Source organism: Pseudomonas sp. B21-053, from assembly GCF_026016365.1.
GTDB lineage: Bacteria > Pseudomonadota > Gammaproteobacteria > Pseudomonadales > Pseudomonadaceae > Aquipseudomonas > Aquipseudomonas nunensis.
The window spans coordinates 2,220,275-2,235,858 of the sequence record NZ_CP087205.1 but is presented as its reverse complement, the minus strand read 5'-3'; the positions used below and the strand labels follow the sequence as shown (position 1 = coordinate 2,235,858).

The following is a 15,584-nucleotide window of genomic DNA, read 5'->3' as shown; positions in this document are numbered from 1 at the left end:
GCACAACCTCAGCTCAGGATTCTTGCTTCAACCGGCACAGGTTTCTTCGCGCGCAGCTGCAAACCCAGGCCCATGAACAGCACCGGCACCACCATGGAAAAATGCCGGGCGAAGGAACCGAAGTCCGGTTCGAACAAACCCTGCACCAGCAAAAAAGACAGGGGAATGGCGATCAGCTCTCTGACCTTGGTGTCGATGCGCACGCCCTTGTAGTCGCTGGACGTGATCATTTTGAACATCAACAAAGACGTCATCATCATCAACACCACGAAGATGATCTGGCCCAGACCGGACAGCAAAATCAGCTCCACGGGAAACGACAGGCGAAAGAAAATGATCATCGAGTCCAGCGCCTGCGACACGAAGTCGCCGCCGCTAAGCCAGGACACGATCAACGACTTCGAGCCCTCCTCCCCCGCCGTGCGCAGCTCATTGTTGCTGGCGCGAATCGACGACACCGAATAACCGACCACCAGTTGAATCGCGGTGGCGATGGCGAGGTAGAACAGAAACAGCATCAGGAAAAACGTGAGCCGCGACACGTACTTCTTCATCACGCACACGCCGAACCAGGCCAGGGAAAACAGGATCCAGTAGGGCCGGATCAGCACGCCGTAAATCACTGCCGAGCAGAAAAATCCGCCGCGATACCGCCGGGAAAACGAGAACAGCAGAATCGAAATCATCGCCACCGAAACGATGATTTCCTTGGTCAGGTTTTCGAGGAAAAACGAGCGCACCACACCCCACAAACACAGGGTAAAAAAGATCGTCAGCGGCATGCGCCGGAACATCAGCACCGGCACCGCCGTCAGGAACAGGTTGCACGCCATCCCGTAGGCCCAGGCGTTGGTCAGGTTGATGCCGGTGGGTCGCAGCAGGTACGCCGAGCATTCGTAGGAGGAGCGATCCGGCGAGAACGGATTCCAGAAGTTGCAGTTATCGGCGCGGGCGTAGGACGACCACAACGTCATGGCATCGGGTCCCGGATCGCGGTGCATCAGCAGCGGCATTGCCACCGACAGAAACAGACCGCTGAACAGAATCAGGAACGAAATGGACGAGTCGAGTTTTCTGCCGCGAAACTCGATGGAAGGCAATTTCAGCGCCATTACGCGGTCACCTTCACGGGAACAAACCGCGTCAGCAAAGCAATGACGCCGAGCTGCACGCAGATCGAAAACACATTGCCCCAGGCCGCACCATAAATCGAATAGTGCTTGATCAGCAGGTAACTGACCGGCAGCGAAACCAGCAGACAAATCGCCGCGCTGGCGAGTGATACCCGACTGTTTTTCGACGCGATCAAACCACCCCAGACGATGTCGCCAACGGCACGCAGGGCGAAGGAAAAAATCAGCACCGCGAGCAGGTCGTTATCCGGACGCGGCACCGTCGTCGCCACGTAATCCAGCACGACGTTGAAGAACACAACAATCATCAACGCCACGGCGCCGGACAGCAGCAGCGCGCGCGTCACCCACTGATTGACGAACAACTGGCGGACGCTCAGCGGCTGCTGGTCGTTCTGATAGCGCTTGGCGAGCACCGGAATGCCCACCACCGCCACCACCGCGTAGGACAGCGCTTGCAAGGTGTTGGCCGCCGACCAAGCGTAGACGTACTTGCCGAGGCTGGCGTAGGGCTCAAGGTCGATAATCAGAAAGCGCTCGGCGTACTGACTCAACGCGATCAGTCCCGTGCCCAGGTAAAACGGCAACCCGGCTTTCCACACCGAAGCCGTGGTCAGCGCAGCAGTCACTCGTCCACGGTGAACGTTCACCACAATCAGGTAACCGGCCACCATCACCGACACATTGGCCGCCACCCACAACCACAGCACACTGGCGATGTCGGTGACCCAGCCGAGCATCATCCCGCCCAGGGCCAACAGCGCCCAGAGGCCGGTTTTGATGAAGAACAGCAGCGCGCCCAAAGTGGCTTTCTGCGCAGAAAACACGAAGGAATTGATTTCGAACGACAGGTGCTCAGTGAGCAGCAACAGCGCTACACATACGATCAGTGCGGCGCTCGCTTCGATTCCCTGGAACAGCGAATACACCGTGACCGTCGCCAGCGACAACACGATGCCCACGGCGAGGTACAACAGCAGGACCTTATCCACCACCCAGCGCGAACTGCGACCGACGCTGATCAGCCGATTGATCTCGGAACTGAAACCGACGCTGTAGAACTTCGACGCTATCAACGAGGCGGCCACCACCACGCCGTAAAAACCCAACGCGTCATAGCCCAGGTAATGGGTGATGGCCAACACCAGCAGAAACTTCGCGCCTAACGCTCCGCCCCGGAGCAGTAGCCGAAATATCATCGAACGATGCCCTTGATGATCCCGTCCATGACCAGGGTCTTGGCTTCGATTTCCCGGCAGGTGTCGGTCAGCTTCTGGCCAAACCGCGACAGGGCATTCGGTGCGTAAACCGTGTCGATAATGCGCTCGACATTGATGTCGCCGCCATTGATCACCCAGTCCTCCACGCCCATGTCCTGATAGGCGCCAAAGCCCTTGCGCTCATAGCTGATATGGAACGCCGGAACGCCCGCCAGCAGCGATTCGATGGCGCCGTGCAAGCGCACGGAAATCACCAGGTCCGGCTGGTGTTTGGCCAGGGTGGCCTTCAACGGCAGCAAGTCTTCGGTAATGCCCAACTCGCGATAGAACGCGCCATCATCGTTGCCGCGCACCGCGCTTTGCACCGCGCACACCACTTTGCTTTTGTTCTTCAAGCGCTGCAGCAGCAACTTAAGATTGGCCACGTAACCGGCCTTCTTTTCCTTGCTCCACGCCGGTGGTTTACGCAGCACTACGCAGACCACCGCCGGCGTTTGTGCGCAACGGGTGAACTTGGGTTGCTGCAGAATCTTGCTGGCCAGCGCCTGCACGGCCAGGTCCGGTGCGCGGTAGACATTTTCATAGGTGCCGAACAGCTCCGAGGAGCGGTTATCGCGTACAAACACCGCGTCGGCCTGGGCGTAATGCTCGACGATCTTGCCGCCGTCACCGTGGAACGGACCGATGCTTTGCGGCAGGTACACCGACGGCACTTTGCTCAGGATCGCGGTTTCCAGTTGCTTGGCGTGTCCCAGTTTCAACTTGATGTGTTCGAAGGCGCTTTTGGAACGCATGTAGCCGCCGCCGACCCCGACGATCAGGTCGCTCGACTTCAATACATCCGCAAGCCCTGCGTAGGAGTGATTCAGGAACAGTGCCTGCTTGACCCGCCCCAACCCCTTGGCCGCCATCACCGGCGCGTCATGGCGCTGGTACGGCAAATAATGGAAGGATTTCGGGTCCGAGGCCACGACGCTGATCGAGGTGTCGGCACCAAAGTTTCGCAGCACCAGGGCGATGGCCAGGTCCACGAGCAGGCCGTCACCGGAGTTGGAGGCGCTGTAGCCATGCAAAATCGTTACGTTCATAAGCTGATATCTACTTAATAAGTGGGAGCTGAATAGGCGTCGTAGGTCTGCTTGATCATCAACGTGGCACTGAACCGCTCACGGACCTTTTCGCGCCCCTGGACGCCGAGCGCCAGCAAGCCGGGCTTCTGGATGTTCACCAGTAGCTTGGTGAGTGCCTGATGATCGCCGGAGGGAAACACGTAGCCGGTCACGCCGTGGGTGACCAGTTCGGGCAAGGACGTGCAGTCACTGGCAATCACCGGCAGCCCCATGGCCATGCCTTCCAGCGGCACCATGGCAAAGCCTTCCCAGCGACTCGGCACGATCAGCGCATCCGCCGCCTGATACAGCGCATTCACTTCGGCCGGCGTCACCCACGGCACGTACTCGACCCCGTCCATTTCCGGGCAGTCGACGCTGTCCTCGTTGACCGCACTGCCGACCACCGTGAGTTTCAGATCGGTGCGCTTTACGCCGGCAAATGCCTTGAGCAACACATCGAAGCCCTTCTGATAGTCGAGCCGCCCGACAAACAACAGATGAATCGGTGCTTGACCGGTGGTCTTCGGCTCATCGTTTTTGTAAGGAATGCCGTTGTAGATCAACTTCATCCGCCGGCGCTCGATGCCAAACCGCGCGGCCTTATCCAGTTCGTATTGGCTGACGCAAATAATCACGTCCGTGACCTTCTGCAACAGCCGCTCGATCAGCGAATAGACCTTCTGCTTGGCCGGCGAACTCTCCATCAAAAATGAAAAGGCATGCGGGCAGTAGACAATTTTCGGTGACCGCCACGGCCGCAAAAGCACGCACACGCAACGCCCAATCACCCCGGAAAAAGTGCTGTGCAAATGCACCACATCGGGCTTTTCCTTGAAGATCAAACGGCCCAATTGCCAGGCGAATCGCAGCAACGAGCGCACATCACGCTTGGTCCGGTCGAAGGTGCGGATCTGTTTTTCTTCAATGCCGTGCAGCTCTTTTCGCTGATCGAACGGGATCAGATACACCAGCTCATAGTTCGCAGCCTGGCCCTCGGGAGGCGCCGATATCGTGCGAATAACGGTCGCCACGCCACCCTTAATCGTTTCGGCCACATGCAGTATTTTTTTCACAATCCACCCATTTCCATTCAGGTAACGCCAATGCCGAATCAAGCCTTGTCGGACGCATACTCGTAGTTGTAATTGCCGTAGCCGCCGTTCCCGTAATAGCTCGACGCACGCTTCTCGACGCCATTGAACACAGCGCCTTTCAACTGGATGCCGTTCTGGGCAAATCGACGGATCGTCAGTTCGATTTCTTTGGCGGGGTTCACGCCGAAACGGGTGACGATCAGGCTGATCGCGGCTTCACGCCCGACGATCGCGGCGTCAGTCACCGCCAGCAGCGGTGGCGTATCGATGATCACCACGTCATACCGCTCGCTGAGTTGTGCCAGCAGCTCGCGAAAGTTCGCGTGCATCAACAGCTCTGAAGGGTTAGGCGGGACCTGTCCGCGGCTGATGAAGTGCAGGTTCTCGACCTCGGTTTCATGAATGCCCTGCTCCAGGCTGCAGCGCTTGACCAGCAGGTCCGACAAGCCATTGGTGATCGGTGTGTTGAGCGTCTTGTGCAGATGCCCTTTGCGCATGTCGGCATCGATCAGCACAACTTTTTGCCCGCTTTGCGCCATGACGGCGGCGAGGTTGGACGAGACGAAAGTCTTGCCGACCTGCGGGCTCGGGCCGGAAATCATGATGCGGTTGTTAGTCGAATCCAGCCCGGCGAAGTGCAGGCAAGTGCGCAAACTGCGGATCGACTCGATCGACAGGTCGGTCGGATTGCGCAGGGCCAACAGGAACGCCTGGCGTCGCGATTCATCACTCAGGCGCAGTTTTTTACTGTCCTCTTCCTGTTGCAACGCGCTGTAGGGAATCGACGCATACACCGGCAACCCGAGCTGCTCGATGGCTTCCGGCCCTTCCAGACCGCGACTCAGGGATTTGCGCACCAGCACCAGGGCCACACCGACAAACGCGCCGAGGAAGGTCGCGATCAGCACGATCAGCGCCTTGCGCGGTTTGACCGGAGTGGTCTTGTCGACATCCGCCGCATCGATCAGCCGCGCATTGCCCACCGCCCCGGCCCGGACGATGTCCAGCTCCTGGGATTTGTTCAGCAACTGGGTGTAGATCTGCGAGGCGACTTCGACGTCGCGGGTCAGGTTCAGCAACTCTTGTTGCGTGGCAGGCAGGTCCTGAACCTTGCTCTCCAGGCTCTTCTGCTGACGGGTCAATTCTCCGATCTGCGCCATCAACGCGCGATAGACCGGATGCTGTTTGGTGAACTTGCGATCAAGCTCCGCCTGTTGCAGCTTCAACTCGGAAATGCGCGTGTCGAGGGTGACGATCTGTTCCAGCACCGATTGGGTTTCGAGGGAAATGTTGACCGTCTTGCCACGGGTTTGATAACCGTTGAGGGCATCGCTGGCCTTGATCAGGTCGTTCTTGACCTGCGGCAGTTGAGCTTGCAGAAAGTCCAGGCTTTGCGCCGCTTCGGCCGAGGTGCGCTCGACGTTTTGCTGCACATATAACGAGGCGACTTTATTGAGGATCGTCACCGCTTGGGCGTAGTCAGGGCTGGCCAGGGCCAGGCGAATAATGCCCGACTCCTTGCCTTGCTCGGACACGTCCAGGTCATCCTGATAATCGAGGATGGTGACGATTCTTGGGCTGCGCACCACTTGGAAACGCGTGCCAGGATTGGCGGCCAGATCGGCGATCCGTCCCTCGATGCCGTTTTGCGCGAAGGCTTCGCCGACAACGCCGTCCACCAACAGATTGTCGTTGTCATCGAACAGCTGGAACCGCTGCTGCTCGCCGACCACCAGCGTCAGTTTCTTGCCCAACAGTTCTTCCGGCAGGTTGAGCTGTGCGATGTCCAGGCGTTCACCGCCCCAAGCGTAGCTGCTCAGGCCGAAACGCGGTGGCGCAACAGCGTCACCCTTGTAGCGCCGGGCCAGAAAACCGCCAATGACCGGGAAGGTGTTGGGCGTGACGTCGATATCCAGGTGCAGGTCGTCGACGGTTTTGCCGATCACCGCGCGGGACTTGATGATGCCGATCTCGGTCACCGACGGCGATTGCCCATTGAGCATGCTGTTGAGGTCGGAAAAACCGAGCATGTCGTTCTTTTTCGGTTCAACCTGGACCACGGCGTTCGCCAGGTACACCGGCGTCGCCAAAATCGCATAGGCCACGCCGGTCAGCATAAATGCTCCGGTGAGCGCGCCGATTAACCATTTCTGGTCAATTAAACTGCCGAATATACCGAGAAGATCAATATCATCTCGTTCGTTGTCCCGGGTGCCGACTACTGACGGTAACTGCATAAGTGAGTTCTTACCATTTACTGATCTGAAAATTATTCATCAATGCCCAAGGCGCTGCGCCCATGAGCAAACAGCATCTTCAATCAATGCATGGGCATGAATAAAAGCTGCTCTTCCTTGACGATACGGGTCCTGTATTTCTCGCTCACTCTGCCACTTGCCGAGAAGAAACACTTTGCCCCTGGCGTGCGATGCAATCTTCAGCACTTGGCTTACATGCTGTTTTTCCATGACCAGAATCAGGTCTGACTCATTGACGATGTCCGGGGTGATTTGCCGCGCCTTGAAGCCTTCGGCGCAATGCCCGTGGGCTTCCAGCACCTGGCGCGCCGCGGGTTCCATGGCTTCGCCAACGCGAGCGCTCAGGCCCGCCGAGGTGACGGCGATGGTTGAAGACGCCAGCGCATTACGCAGCAGCAGTTCTGCAGTGGGGCTTCGGCAAATATTGCCCACGCAGACGACAAGGATCTTTCTGAACAAGGCAACGCTTCCCGTGTAATGTCGAATCAACCAATGCGTAGTGGGGATTCAAATGAACCCACGGGTTCATCCCGCACTCAGAAACGGATCAACCTTGTAAATACAAGCGTATTAAGTACCACGGCAGCCAAACGCCGCCCAACCAGAATAGCCGGACCAAAAATAACGAACGTTTTCTAACAATGCTTATCCGACAAAACATAACAGTCGTGCACTTAGCAGCCTTATCGCCATCGAACTAATAGCGTCGAAAAACCAATAAACAATGTTATTTCCAGCCCGACGTGAGGAAACCGCCATGAGCTCAGCACCTTTCAAATGCCTTGCCGCTTCGACGCTGCTGATACTCAGTAGTCAGGTTCACGCCAGCACACTGTTTCCGGCCCTGAACGCCGACAAGACTTTCGGCGTCCAGGTGAAGATCCAGACATTCACTCCCGCCGACGCCGCGCAGATCAAAACAGCGGGCTTCGGCTTTGTGCGTTTTGGCGTGTGGACGGACAGCCTCGGTGGCGCGGCGTATCAAAAGCAGATCAGCGATGCGTTCGCCGTCGCCAAAGCCGCCGGATTACCGGTGCTGATGACCATTCGCTCAACCGAGGCGCTGACGACCGCGCCCGGCAATGCCAGTGAACTGGCGGCGGCCGGAACGCAGTTCGCCCAGTCGGTAGTCGCCCTGGAACAGTCCTACCGCACGCAATTGGTGGCGATTGAAATCTGGAATGAGCCGGACCTGGAAAAGTATTGGCCGACCGGCAACTTCGAGACGACGTTCGTGCCGTTCATGAGCGCGATGTGCCAATCCCTCGGATCAAAAGCCCGCACTACGCCGCTGATCGGCTTCGGTTTCTCGAAAGCGCCGAGTGCGGGCTCCGCGTCGACGGTGGCGTTGAACCGGATTGTCAGTGAACACCCCAAATGCCTGAGCGCGATTTCCTATCACCCCTATGGCCTGACCGGTACGCAGATCAGCACCGCCCAGGCATTTATTCAGCAGAATTTCCATTTGCCCGGGGTTATCAGCGAGTGGGGGGTGTCGGCGCTCAGTTCCAATGGCGGGGTCGACGGGCAAGCCAGCAAAGTCAGCACTTTCATTTCCGATGTCGAAAAACTGAAAATCCCGCTGACGTCGGTTTATGAATGGAAGAACAGTGAATCGGGCGGCAACGACCGAGAAAGGAATTTTGGCCTGCAGACGTCAGATGGTCAGCCGAAGCCGGCACAGTTGGCGGTCCAGACCCTGCTTAATGCGCAGTAGGCCACGTTAACGGTCAGTTGCTTTGAACCTGTGCCCCGATTTGGCATCGTATTTACCGATACCACGCCCCGCCATTCAAACACCTGTTTTCAGGTTGTTGCCATTGGGGCCATCGATACGCACACCCGCCCTTGAGTGGCTGTCAGCGCTCGGGTAATGTCATCAGACCCATAGGACAGAGCACGCCCATGACTTCCAAGCTGGAACAACTCAAACAAATCACCACCGTCGTTGCCGATACCGGCGACTTCGAAGCAATCGCTCGCGTTAAACCCGTGGACGCTACCACCAACCCTTCCCTGCTGCTCAAAGCGGCGGCCATTTCCGGTTACGCCGAGTTGCTGAACGCCTGCGTTCACGACTGCAAGGGCGACGTCGGCCTGGCCAGCGACCGTTTTGGCGTCGCGGTAGGGCAAGAAATCCTCAAAGTGGTCCCTGGCCGTATTTCCACCGAAGTGGATGCACGTCTTTCGTTCGACACTGACGCCGTATTGAAGCGCGCGCACCGTCTGATCGAGCTGTACGACAAGGCCGGCATCGGCCGTGACCGCGTACTGATCAAGATCGCTTCCACCTGGGAAGGCATCCGTGCCGCCGAGATCCTGGAAAAGGAAGGCATCCAGACCAACCTGACCCTGCTGTTCTCCTTCGCTCAGGCCGCCGCTTGCGCTGACGCTGGCGTGTTCCTGATTTCGCCGTTCGTGGGCCGTATCTACGACTGGTACAAGAAGGCCAACGGCAACGACTACACCGGCGCGGATGATCCGGGCGTGCAGTCGGTTACCCGCATCTACAACTACTACAAAGCCAATGACTACAAAACCGTGGTCATGGGCGCAAGCTTCCGCAATCTGAATCAGATCGAGCAACTGGCGGGTTGTGATCGCCTGACCATCAGCCCGGATCTGCTGGAGAAACTGGCGGCGGACAACGGCAAGCTGGAGCGCAAACTGGCGCCAGGGCATGCCGGTGAAGCACGTCTGAGCCTGAATGAAGCGCAGTTCCGTTGGTTGTCCAACGAAGATGCGATGGCCACCGAGAAACTGGCCGAAGGTATTCGTCAGTTTGCCCGTGACCAGGAAAAGCTTGAGGCGTTGCTGCAAGCCAAGCTGTGATCTAGTTCAGCGCAATGCAAAAAGGGCGAACCCTCACGGGTTCGCCCTTTTTTGTATGTTGAATTCGCCGCTTGACCAATGTGGGAGCGGGCTTGCTCGCGAAAGCGGTGGGTCAGTCAACATCTATGCTGGCTGATACACCGCTTTCGCGAGCAAGCCCGCTCCCACAAGAGAACTGCTCGGGATCAATGCCGCTCCAGCGCATTCACCAGATCATGGAACGCTTCACGATTGGAGTCGTTCAGGCCCATGAGGATCTTGTGTGCTTCGAGCACTTTGATCCGCACCACTTCTTCGGACTGATCCTGGTCTGGCAGGTCGGTCAGGCACTCAGGGCATGGGATCGGGCGGTCAACGATGTTGAACACCTGCTCGAAGCCCATGGACTGCAGCAGACGGGTGATGTCTTCGTGGGTGGTGACGACGGTCGGCAGCAAGCCGACCTTCTGCCGCGACAGGATCGACAGTTTGGCCAGCAGGCCCAACGTGGTGCTGTCGATGCTGCGGGTTTCGGTCAGGTCGATCACGATCGCGTTGAAGTTCAACGCCGTGAAGATCCGCTCAATAGTCGCATCCAACGCCGAACACAGGGTCAGGCGAACTTCACCGACGAACTTCAGGACGAAGGTGCCGTCCTGCTCGGCGAACTGGATTCTACCGGTACTCATTAAAGATTCCTGCTCAACACCAACAGGGCGATATCATCCGGCATCTCCCCTAGCGTGGCCAATCCAAAAACCTGCCGCAGCCCATCCAGGGTGCCGCCCGCAGCCTTGACCCGTTGGGGCAACGCCGCTTCTTTCTCTTTGAGTGTGGGTTCTGGCAAAAGGTCCAGAATGCCATCAGACATCAGCGTCAGGCTGAACGTCGGAGGCAATTCCATCACGTGGTCTTCGTAGGTGGCTTCATTGAAGAGGCCTACCGGCAGACCACGCCCGTCCAGATAACGAACACTGTCTGGCGTGTACAACACAGGCAACGGCAGATGACCGCCGATGCTATAGGTCAACAAACCTGTCTCCTCGTCGATGACACCACCGACCATTGTGACGTGTTTACCCAGCTTACAACTGATCAGGCCTCGGTTGATATGACCAAGTACCTCTGAAGGCTTGAATTCTGGCAACGTGCCATTGCGCTTGGATTCGAACAGCAGGCGCGTGGTCATGAATTTCAGCAGCACGGTGACGAAGGCTGAAGAAGCGCCATGACCGGAAACATCCGCCAGGTAGAAGGCTACACGACGCTCGTCGACCCGAAAGTAGTCAACGAAATCACCCGACAGGTACAGCGACGGGATGATCTGGTGGGCAAACTGGAACTCGTCGATGGTCCAGGGACTGACCGGCAGCATGTTCATCTGCACCTGGCGACCGGCGTTCTGGTCTTCCTGGAGCAGGTTCAGGCTGGCTTCGAGTTCGCGGTTGGCCTTTTCAAGCTTGTCGCGATAACGCTGGTTTTCCAGCAGCAGGCGCGCACGATCCAAGGCCCGGCGCACGGAGTGCTCGAGCACGGCCAGATCTTCGAGAGGCTTGATCAGGTAGTCCGCCGCGCCCAGGCGCAGGGCCTCGACCGCATCGTTCATCACGCCGGCACCCGACACCACGATAACCGGGGTTTGCGGCGACAGCTCGGTGACCTGGCGAATGAGTTCGAGCCCGCCCATCTGCGGCATGCGCAGATCGCAGATGACCAAGTCGGGCTTGTCTTGCTCGAATACCTGAAGACCCTGCTGGCCATTGCTGGCTTGCAGGACACTGAAACCACTGTCTTCCAAATAGGCGGCGAGGCTCGCGCGCACTACTTCGTCATCATCGATTATCAGCAGCGTGGCACTGGTTTTTGGCATGTGGGCAAACGGCGCCAGAATTAGGTTGGCGTAGCAGGCAGGGGTTTAATCCCGGCTCACACTACTGGATTCGCTTTCTAGCCTCTCTGTTGCACTGTTTTCGAGCGTTTGCCCGACACACAGGTCCACCAGAGGTGCCCTTCTAAGGCGCAGACGGTACTCCCATCCGCGGGGCGTTTCAAGCTCACGCCGATGGTCGCTTGACGTCTTTACTTCTCAAATCACCGGGAGTTATAAGAACAGGTAAAACCGGAACCTAATGGAAGGATCGAACCCATGAGTCAAACCGATCGGGACTACAGCGAAAAGCGCGATTTCATTCGCATGCGGGTCGATGCCGATGTCTCGCTGATTCATGAGGGCGATGAGGTGCCAGCCGTCTGCATCGACCTTTCCAGCAGTGGCATGCAGGTGGAGGCACCGCGCCTGTTCAAGGTCGGAGACCGTCTGAGCGTGCGGATCGATTCCGATCACGCGGCCCTCAAGGGGCTTGAGGCCGACACCGAAGTGGTGTGGGTAAAGGAACAGGACGGCAGCAGCCAGAAACTCGGGCTTACAATCTTGAAGATGAAATAATCAGGATCCGAAAATAAAGAAGGCGGCCAATGGCCGCCTTCTTCGTTTTACCGGGCTGAATCAGAAATCGTCTTCGACTTGGCCGTCTTTGACTTTGAATTCGCGGTTCTGCAGGTAAGCGTTGCGGATGAAGATGTACTTGTCGCCATTGATCAGCTTCTCGGCCGACAGCAGGCTGGCGCGGGTATCGACGATGTTCAGGCCGAATACCGAGTTACGCACTGGCACGTCATTGATGTAACGGTACGGGCCGGTGTAGCTGTCGACGAGCTTGGACGGCGCGTCACGCAACGTGCTTGGGCCGAGCAATGGCAGCATCACGTACGGACCACTGCCGACGCCCCAGTAGCCGAGGGTCTGACCGAAATCTTCATCGCTGCGTTGCAGGCCCATCTTGGTGCCCACATCGAAGAAGCCCAACACACCGAAGGTGGTGTTGAAAATCAGTCGTGCGGTGTCAACGCCTGCGGCGGCCGGTTTGGCCTGCAGGATATTGTTCGCAAGGTTGGTCACATCACCGACGTTGCGGAACATGTTGTGGATGCCGTCTTCCACGAACTGCGGCGTCACGAACTCATAGCCCTGGGCAATGGGCTTCAGCGCGTAGGTATCGACGAAATCGTTGAACTGGTAAATCGGGCGGTTGACGCTTTCCCAAGGATCATCTTCCGAAGCCGCCTGGGCGGCAAACGGAACCAGCAACACGCTGGCACACACACATAGCTGAGCGAGTTGATTGCTCCAGCGCATAGAAAACTCCTTGGATTGTACAAGCGCGGGCGCGCGGCCCAAGCGTAAAGGCGGCTAGTATAAGACGGAAACTCAGGTTTAGGCAGCACTGTGCGAACCTGCCTTCGCAAGTTGCAAAACGGCTGTGAGCGATTCACATCAATGTCACTCAACTGTCACCGTCCTCCCATAGCCTTGTCGCTATTTCAGGGACGTTGATATGCCGCATGCCGAAGCCTTGCCCGATGCCGCACCCAGCCTGACCGCCGTGCTGTTCGGCCTCAGTGGTTGCCTGGTGGATTTCGGTGCCCGCACGCGCCAGCCCGGCGCGCCCTCTGCCGAACATGCCGAAGTCACCCCCGGTGCCCTGGATAGCTTGCGCAGTTTGCAGCGCTTGCAGATTCCTTGCGCATGGCTCGATGAGCTTCCCGCTGCCCTCAGCCACACGCTTGCCGCGAGTCTGCCGGCGTGGATCAAGCCATCGCAACATCCCGCAACAATCAATCCATGGCCGGCGCCGAATGCCTGTTGGCAAGCCTTGATGGCGTTGAATGTCGAGCGTCTCGACGGTTGCGTTCTGGTCAGCGGCGAGCCGCGATTGCTGCAAGCCGGGCTCAATGCTGGGCTGTGGACCATCGGCCTGGCGTCTTGCGGCTCACTCTGCGGTTTGGCGCCGAATGAGTGGCAAGCCTTGAGTCAAAACGAGCGTGAACACCTGCGTGGCAAGGCAACGGTGCAGCTGTTTGGCCTGGGCGTGCATTCGGTGATCGATCATCTTGGCGAGCTCGATACCTGCCTGGCAGACATCAGCCTGCGCCGGCTCAAGGGCGAAAAGCCCTGACAGAGATCATGCAGGCTGCCCGTGAGTGGATTAATCTAAAGGTCAGCCATAGACCTTTGGCGTGCTGCTGCGGTCTATGCCAGTGCCTATCGATAAAAGGAAGAACGCCATGCCTGCCCGCGAACTGCAAGACCAGCTCAATACCCTGCGCGAGCAATTGGAACAGAATCCGCCGCTCTCCGAAGCCGAGCGTGAAGACCTGCACGCGCTGATGCAACAGATCGAACTCGAGCTTGAGCTGGAAACCAAAACCAAGGACTCCAACCTCGCCGACGGCGTGAACCTGGCCGTCGAACGCTTTGAACTCGAACACCCCGCCATTGCCGGCACCTTGCGCAACATCGTGCAAACGTTGGGCAATATCGGGATCTGAACCTGCCAGATGCAAAAAAGCCCTGCTAGCGATAGCAGGGCTTTTTCATATCCGGAACATCAATCAAAAGATCGCAGCCTTCGGCAGCTCCTACAGGGGAATGCATTCCAATGTAGGAGCTGCCGAAGGCTGCGATCTTTTGATCTTATTGGCGGGCCAAACGGTGGTTCGGCAGTTGGACCGTTTCAGTACTGCGATACGGGTTGATATCCAGCCCACCCCGTCGCACATACCGCGCATACACGGTCAATTTCTCCGGCTTCAACAAACGTTGCAGGTCGAGAAAGATCCGCTCCACGCACTGCTCATGGAAGTCCGAGTGCTGGCGGAAGCTGACGATGTATTCCAGCAGACTCGCGTGATCCAGCGCCGCGCCACGGTATTCCACCGCCACGCTGCCCCAGTCCGGCTGACTGGTGACCGGGCAATTGGATTTGAGCAAATGGCTGTGCACAGCCTCTTCGACAATCCGCGAATCATCGCAACGCAACAGCTCCGGACGCGGGTGCTCGTAGTTGCTGACGCTGATGTCCAGCTCATCGATACACACGCCAGGCAAGGCCACGACGCCTTCCGCTTCAACGTCCTTCAGGCTGCGAATCCGCACGCCAACCGGTTTGCCGGCCGCCGCCGACAGGTCTTTCACCAGCGTGGCTTCAAGGCTCGCGGTGTCGGCAAACGGCGTCTGGTTCAGGGAATTGAGGTACAGCTTGAACGACTTGGATTCGATGATGTTCGGCGAATCCGCCGGGATGCTGAATTCACCGATCGCCACCACAGGCTTGCCCGATGGCAGCAGCCACGACAGCTCGAAGCAGTTCCAGAAGTCCACGCCTTTATACGGCAGTGTGTCCGCCGTCAGGCCCAGCTCGGCCCATTTCGCGGTGCGCGGGATCGGGAACAGCAAGGACGGCGTGTAGGTGGCGATGTATTCGCTGGATTTGCCCAGCGGCGAATGTTCGGCTGCGGGATGCATGGCGGAAACCTGACTGAAGAATCAGCGGATTCTATCAGCCTTTGCGCCCGCCTTTGAGTGCTTACTGACTGACAGTCAGTTTGCCGACCATCCCCGCCTGATAGTGACCCGGAATATTGCAGGCAAATTCCAACTGCGTGGCTTTGGAGAACGTCCAGGTCAATTCGGCGGTTTTGCCCGGTGGCACCAGCACGCTATTGGGGTCGTCGTGTTTCATTCCATGGTCCATCCCGGCCATCGAACCGTGGTCCATTTCCTTCATTGCTGTAGGCGTCAGCATGCCGCTCTGCTGCATCGTCAACATTTCCTGCTGGTGCGCGGCGTGCATCGCCGCGTCACCGAGGTTGAATTCGTGCAGCAACTGGCCTTTATTCACCAACACAAAACGAATCGTCTCACCGGCCTTGATATCAATGGCCTTCGGATCGAACGACATATCGCCCATCACTACTTCCACGCTGCGGCTGGCCTTGGCCGCCGGGGCCGGCTGACCGAAGTCGTAAGTCTGCGCAGGCGACGCCCACACCGGCGAACTCAACGCCAGCAAACACGCGGCCAGCACCAGACGATTGCGCAAAAACATAGTCGTAC

At 58.0% G+C, this 15,584-nt stretch carries 16 protein-coding genes; 5 read left to right on the top strand and 11 right to left on the bottom strand.

What is annotated here, in order from left to right; translation table 11 throughout:
• Positions 1–8: 8 nt before the first annotated feature.
• Genes LOY68_RS10205 through LOY68_RS10180 form a run of 6 tightly spaced genes read right to left on the bottom strand, consistent with a single transcriptional unit; the run spans position 9 to position 7,276 of the window.
• On the bottom strand, positions 9–1,112 hold the full coding sequence (locus tag LOY68_RS10205; protein WP_054615595.1) for a hypothetical protein: 1,104 nt from the start codon (positions 1,110–1,112) through the stop codon (positions 9–11).
• On the bottom strand, positions 1,112–2,332 hold the full coding sequence (locus LOY68_RS10200) for a polysaccharide biosynthesis C-terminal domain-containing protein (RefSeq protein ID WP_265044342.1): 1,221 nt from the start codon (positions 2,330–2,332) through the stop codon (positions 1,112–1,114). Before LOY68_RS10200 ends, LOY68_RS10205 begins: the two co-directional genes overlap by 1 nt.
• Positions 2,329–3,441, bottom strand: a complete 1,113-nt coding sequence (locus tag LOY68_RS10195; protein ID WP_265044339.1) for a polysaccharide pyruvyl transferase family protein — start codon at positions 3,439–3,441, stop codon at positions 2,329–2,331. The genes LOY68_RS10200 and LOY68_RS10195 overlap by 4 nt, the downstream gene beginning before the upstream one ends.
• A gap of 14 nt (positions 3,442–3,455) precedes the next feature.
• Positions 3,456–4,538: a glycosyltransferase gene (locus LOY68_RS10190; protein WP_320110092.1), complete on the bottom strand. Its 1,083-nt coding sequence runs from the start codon at positions 4,536–4,538 to the stop codon at positions 3,456–3,458.
• A gap of 38 nt (positions 4,539–4,576) precedes the next feature.
• Positions 4,577–6,796, bottom strand: coding sequence for a polysaccharide biosynthesis tyrosine autokinase (locus LOY68_RS10185; RefSeq protein WP_265044336.1), 2,220 nt, complete (start codon positions 6,794–6,796; stop codon positions 4,577–4,579).
• A 39-nt stretch (positions 6,797–6,835) separates the two neighbouring features.
• Positions 6,836–7,276, bottom strand: coding sequence for a low molecular weight protein-tyrosine-phosphatase (locus LOY68_RS10180; protein WP_265044334.1), 441 nt, complete (start codon positions 7,274–7,276; stop codon positions 6,836–6,838).
• A gap of 298 nt (positions 7,277–7,574) precedes the next feature.
• Here LOY68_RS10180 and LOY68_RS10175 point away from each other — a divergent pair, with 298 nt between their 5' ends.
• Entirely contained in the window at positions 7,575–8,534 is a 960-nt protein-coding gene (locus LOY68_RS10175; protein WP_265044332.1) for a glycosyl hydrolase family 5, read from the top strand.
• A 188-nt stretch (positions 8,535–8,722) separates the two neighbouring features.
• On the top strand, positions 8,723–9,649 hold the full coding sequence (tal, locus tag LOY68_RS10170) for a transaldolase (RefSeq protein WP_054054237.1): 927 nt from the start codon (positions 8,723–8,725) through the stop codon (positions 9,647–9,649).
• A 185-nt stretch (positions 9,650–9,834) separates the two neighbouring features.
• On the opposite strand, the gene rssC is transcribed toward tal, so the two are convergent.
• Both rssC and rssB read right to left on the bottom strand, forming a co-directional pair.
• Positions 9,835–10,317: an anti-sigma factor antagonist RssC gene (gene rssC / locus LOY68_RS10165; protein WP_007935262.1), complete on the bottom strand. Its 483-nt coding sequence runs from the start codon at positions 10,315–10,317 to the stop codon at positions 9,835–9,837.
• Positions 10,317–11,498, bottom strand: a complete 1,182-nt coding sequence (rssB, locus tag LOY68_RS10160) for a two-component system response regulator RssB (RefSeq protein ID WP_054054239.1) — start codon at positions 11,496–11,498, stop codon at positions 10,317–10,319. Before rssB ends, rssC begins: the two co-directional genes overlap by 1 nt.
• A 276-nt stretch (positions 11,499–11,774) precedes the next feature.
• Here rssB and LOY68_RS10155 point away from each other — a divergent pair, with 276 nt between their 5' ends.
• On the top strand, positions 11,775–12,074 hold the full coding sequence (locus tag LOY68_RS10155) for a PilZ domain-containing protein (RefSeq protein WP_054054242.1): 300 nt from the start codon (positions 11,775–11,777) through the stop codon (positions 12,072–12,074).
• Between the two features lie 60 nt (positions 12,075–12,134).
• Here LOY68_RS10155 and LOY68_RS10150 read toward each other — a convergent pair whose 3' ends face one another.
• Positions 12,135–12,824: a VacJ family lipoprotein gene (locus LOY68_RS10150; RefSeq protein WP_054054244.1), complete on the bottom strand. Its 690-nt coding sequence runs from the start codon at positions 12,822–12,824 to the stop codon at positions 12,135–12,137.
• A 199-nt stretch (positions 12,825–13,023) separates the two neighbouring features.
• Here LOY68_RS10150 and LOY68_RS10145 point away from each other — a divergent pair, with 199 nt between their 5' ends.
• Together LOY68_RS10145 and LOY68_RS10140 are read left to right on the top strand one after the other, a co-directional pair.
• Positions 13,024–13,644, top strand: coding sequence for a hypothetical protein (locus LOY68_RS10145; RefSeq protein WP_054054246.1), 621 nt, complete (start codon positions 13,024–13,026; stop codon positions 13,642–13,644).
• A 109-nt stretch (positions 13,645–13,753) separates the two neighbouring features.
• A complete protein-coding gene (locus tag LOY68_RS10140; protein WP_054054248.1) occupies positions 13,754–14,017 on the top strand; it encodes a DUF4404 family protein in 264 nt (87 codons plus the stop codon).
• 145 nt (positions 14,018–14,162) lie between these two features.
• Here the strand turns inward: LOY68_RS10140 and queF are convergent, their stop codons facing one another.
• Entirely contained in the window at positions 14,163–14,993 is an 831-nt protein-coding gene (queF, locus tag LOY68_RS10135; protein ID WP_054054250.1) for an NADPH-dependent 7-cyano-7-deazaguanine reductase QueF, read from the bottom strand.
• A gap of 61 nt (positions 14,994–15,054) precedes the next feature.
• A complete protein-coding gene (locus tag LOY68_RS10130; protein WP_265044325.1) occupies positions 15,055–15,576 on the bottom strand; it encodes a cupredoxin family protein in 522 nt (173 codons plus the stop codon).
• Positions 15,577–15,584 lie beyond the last annotated feature (8 nt).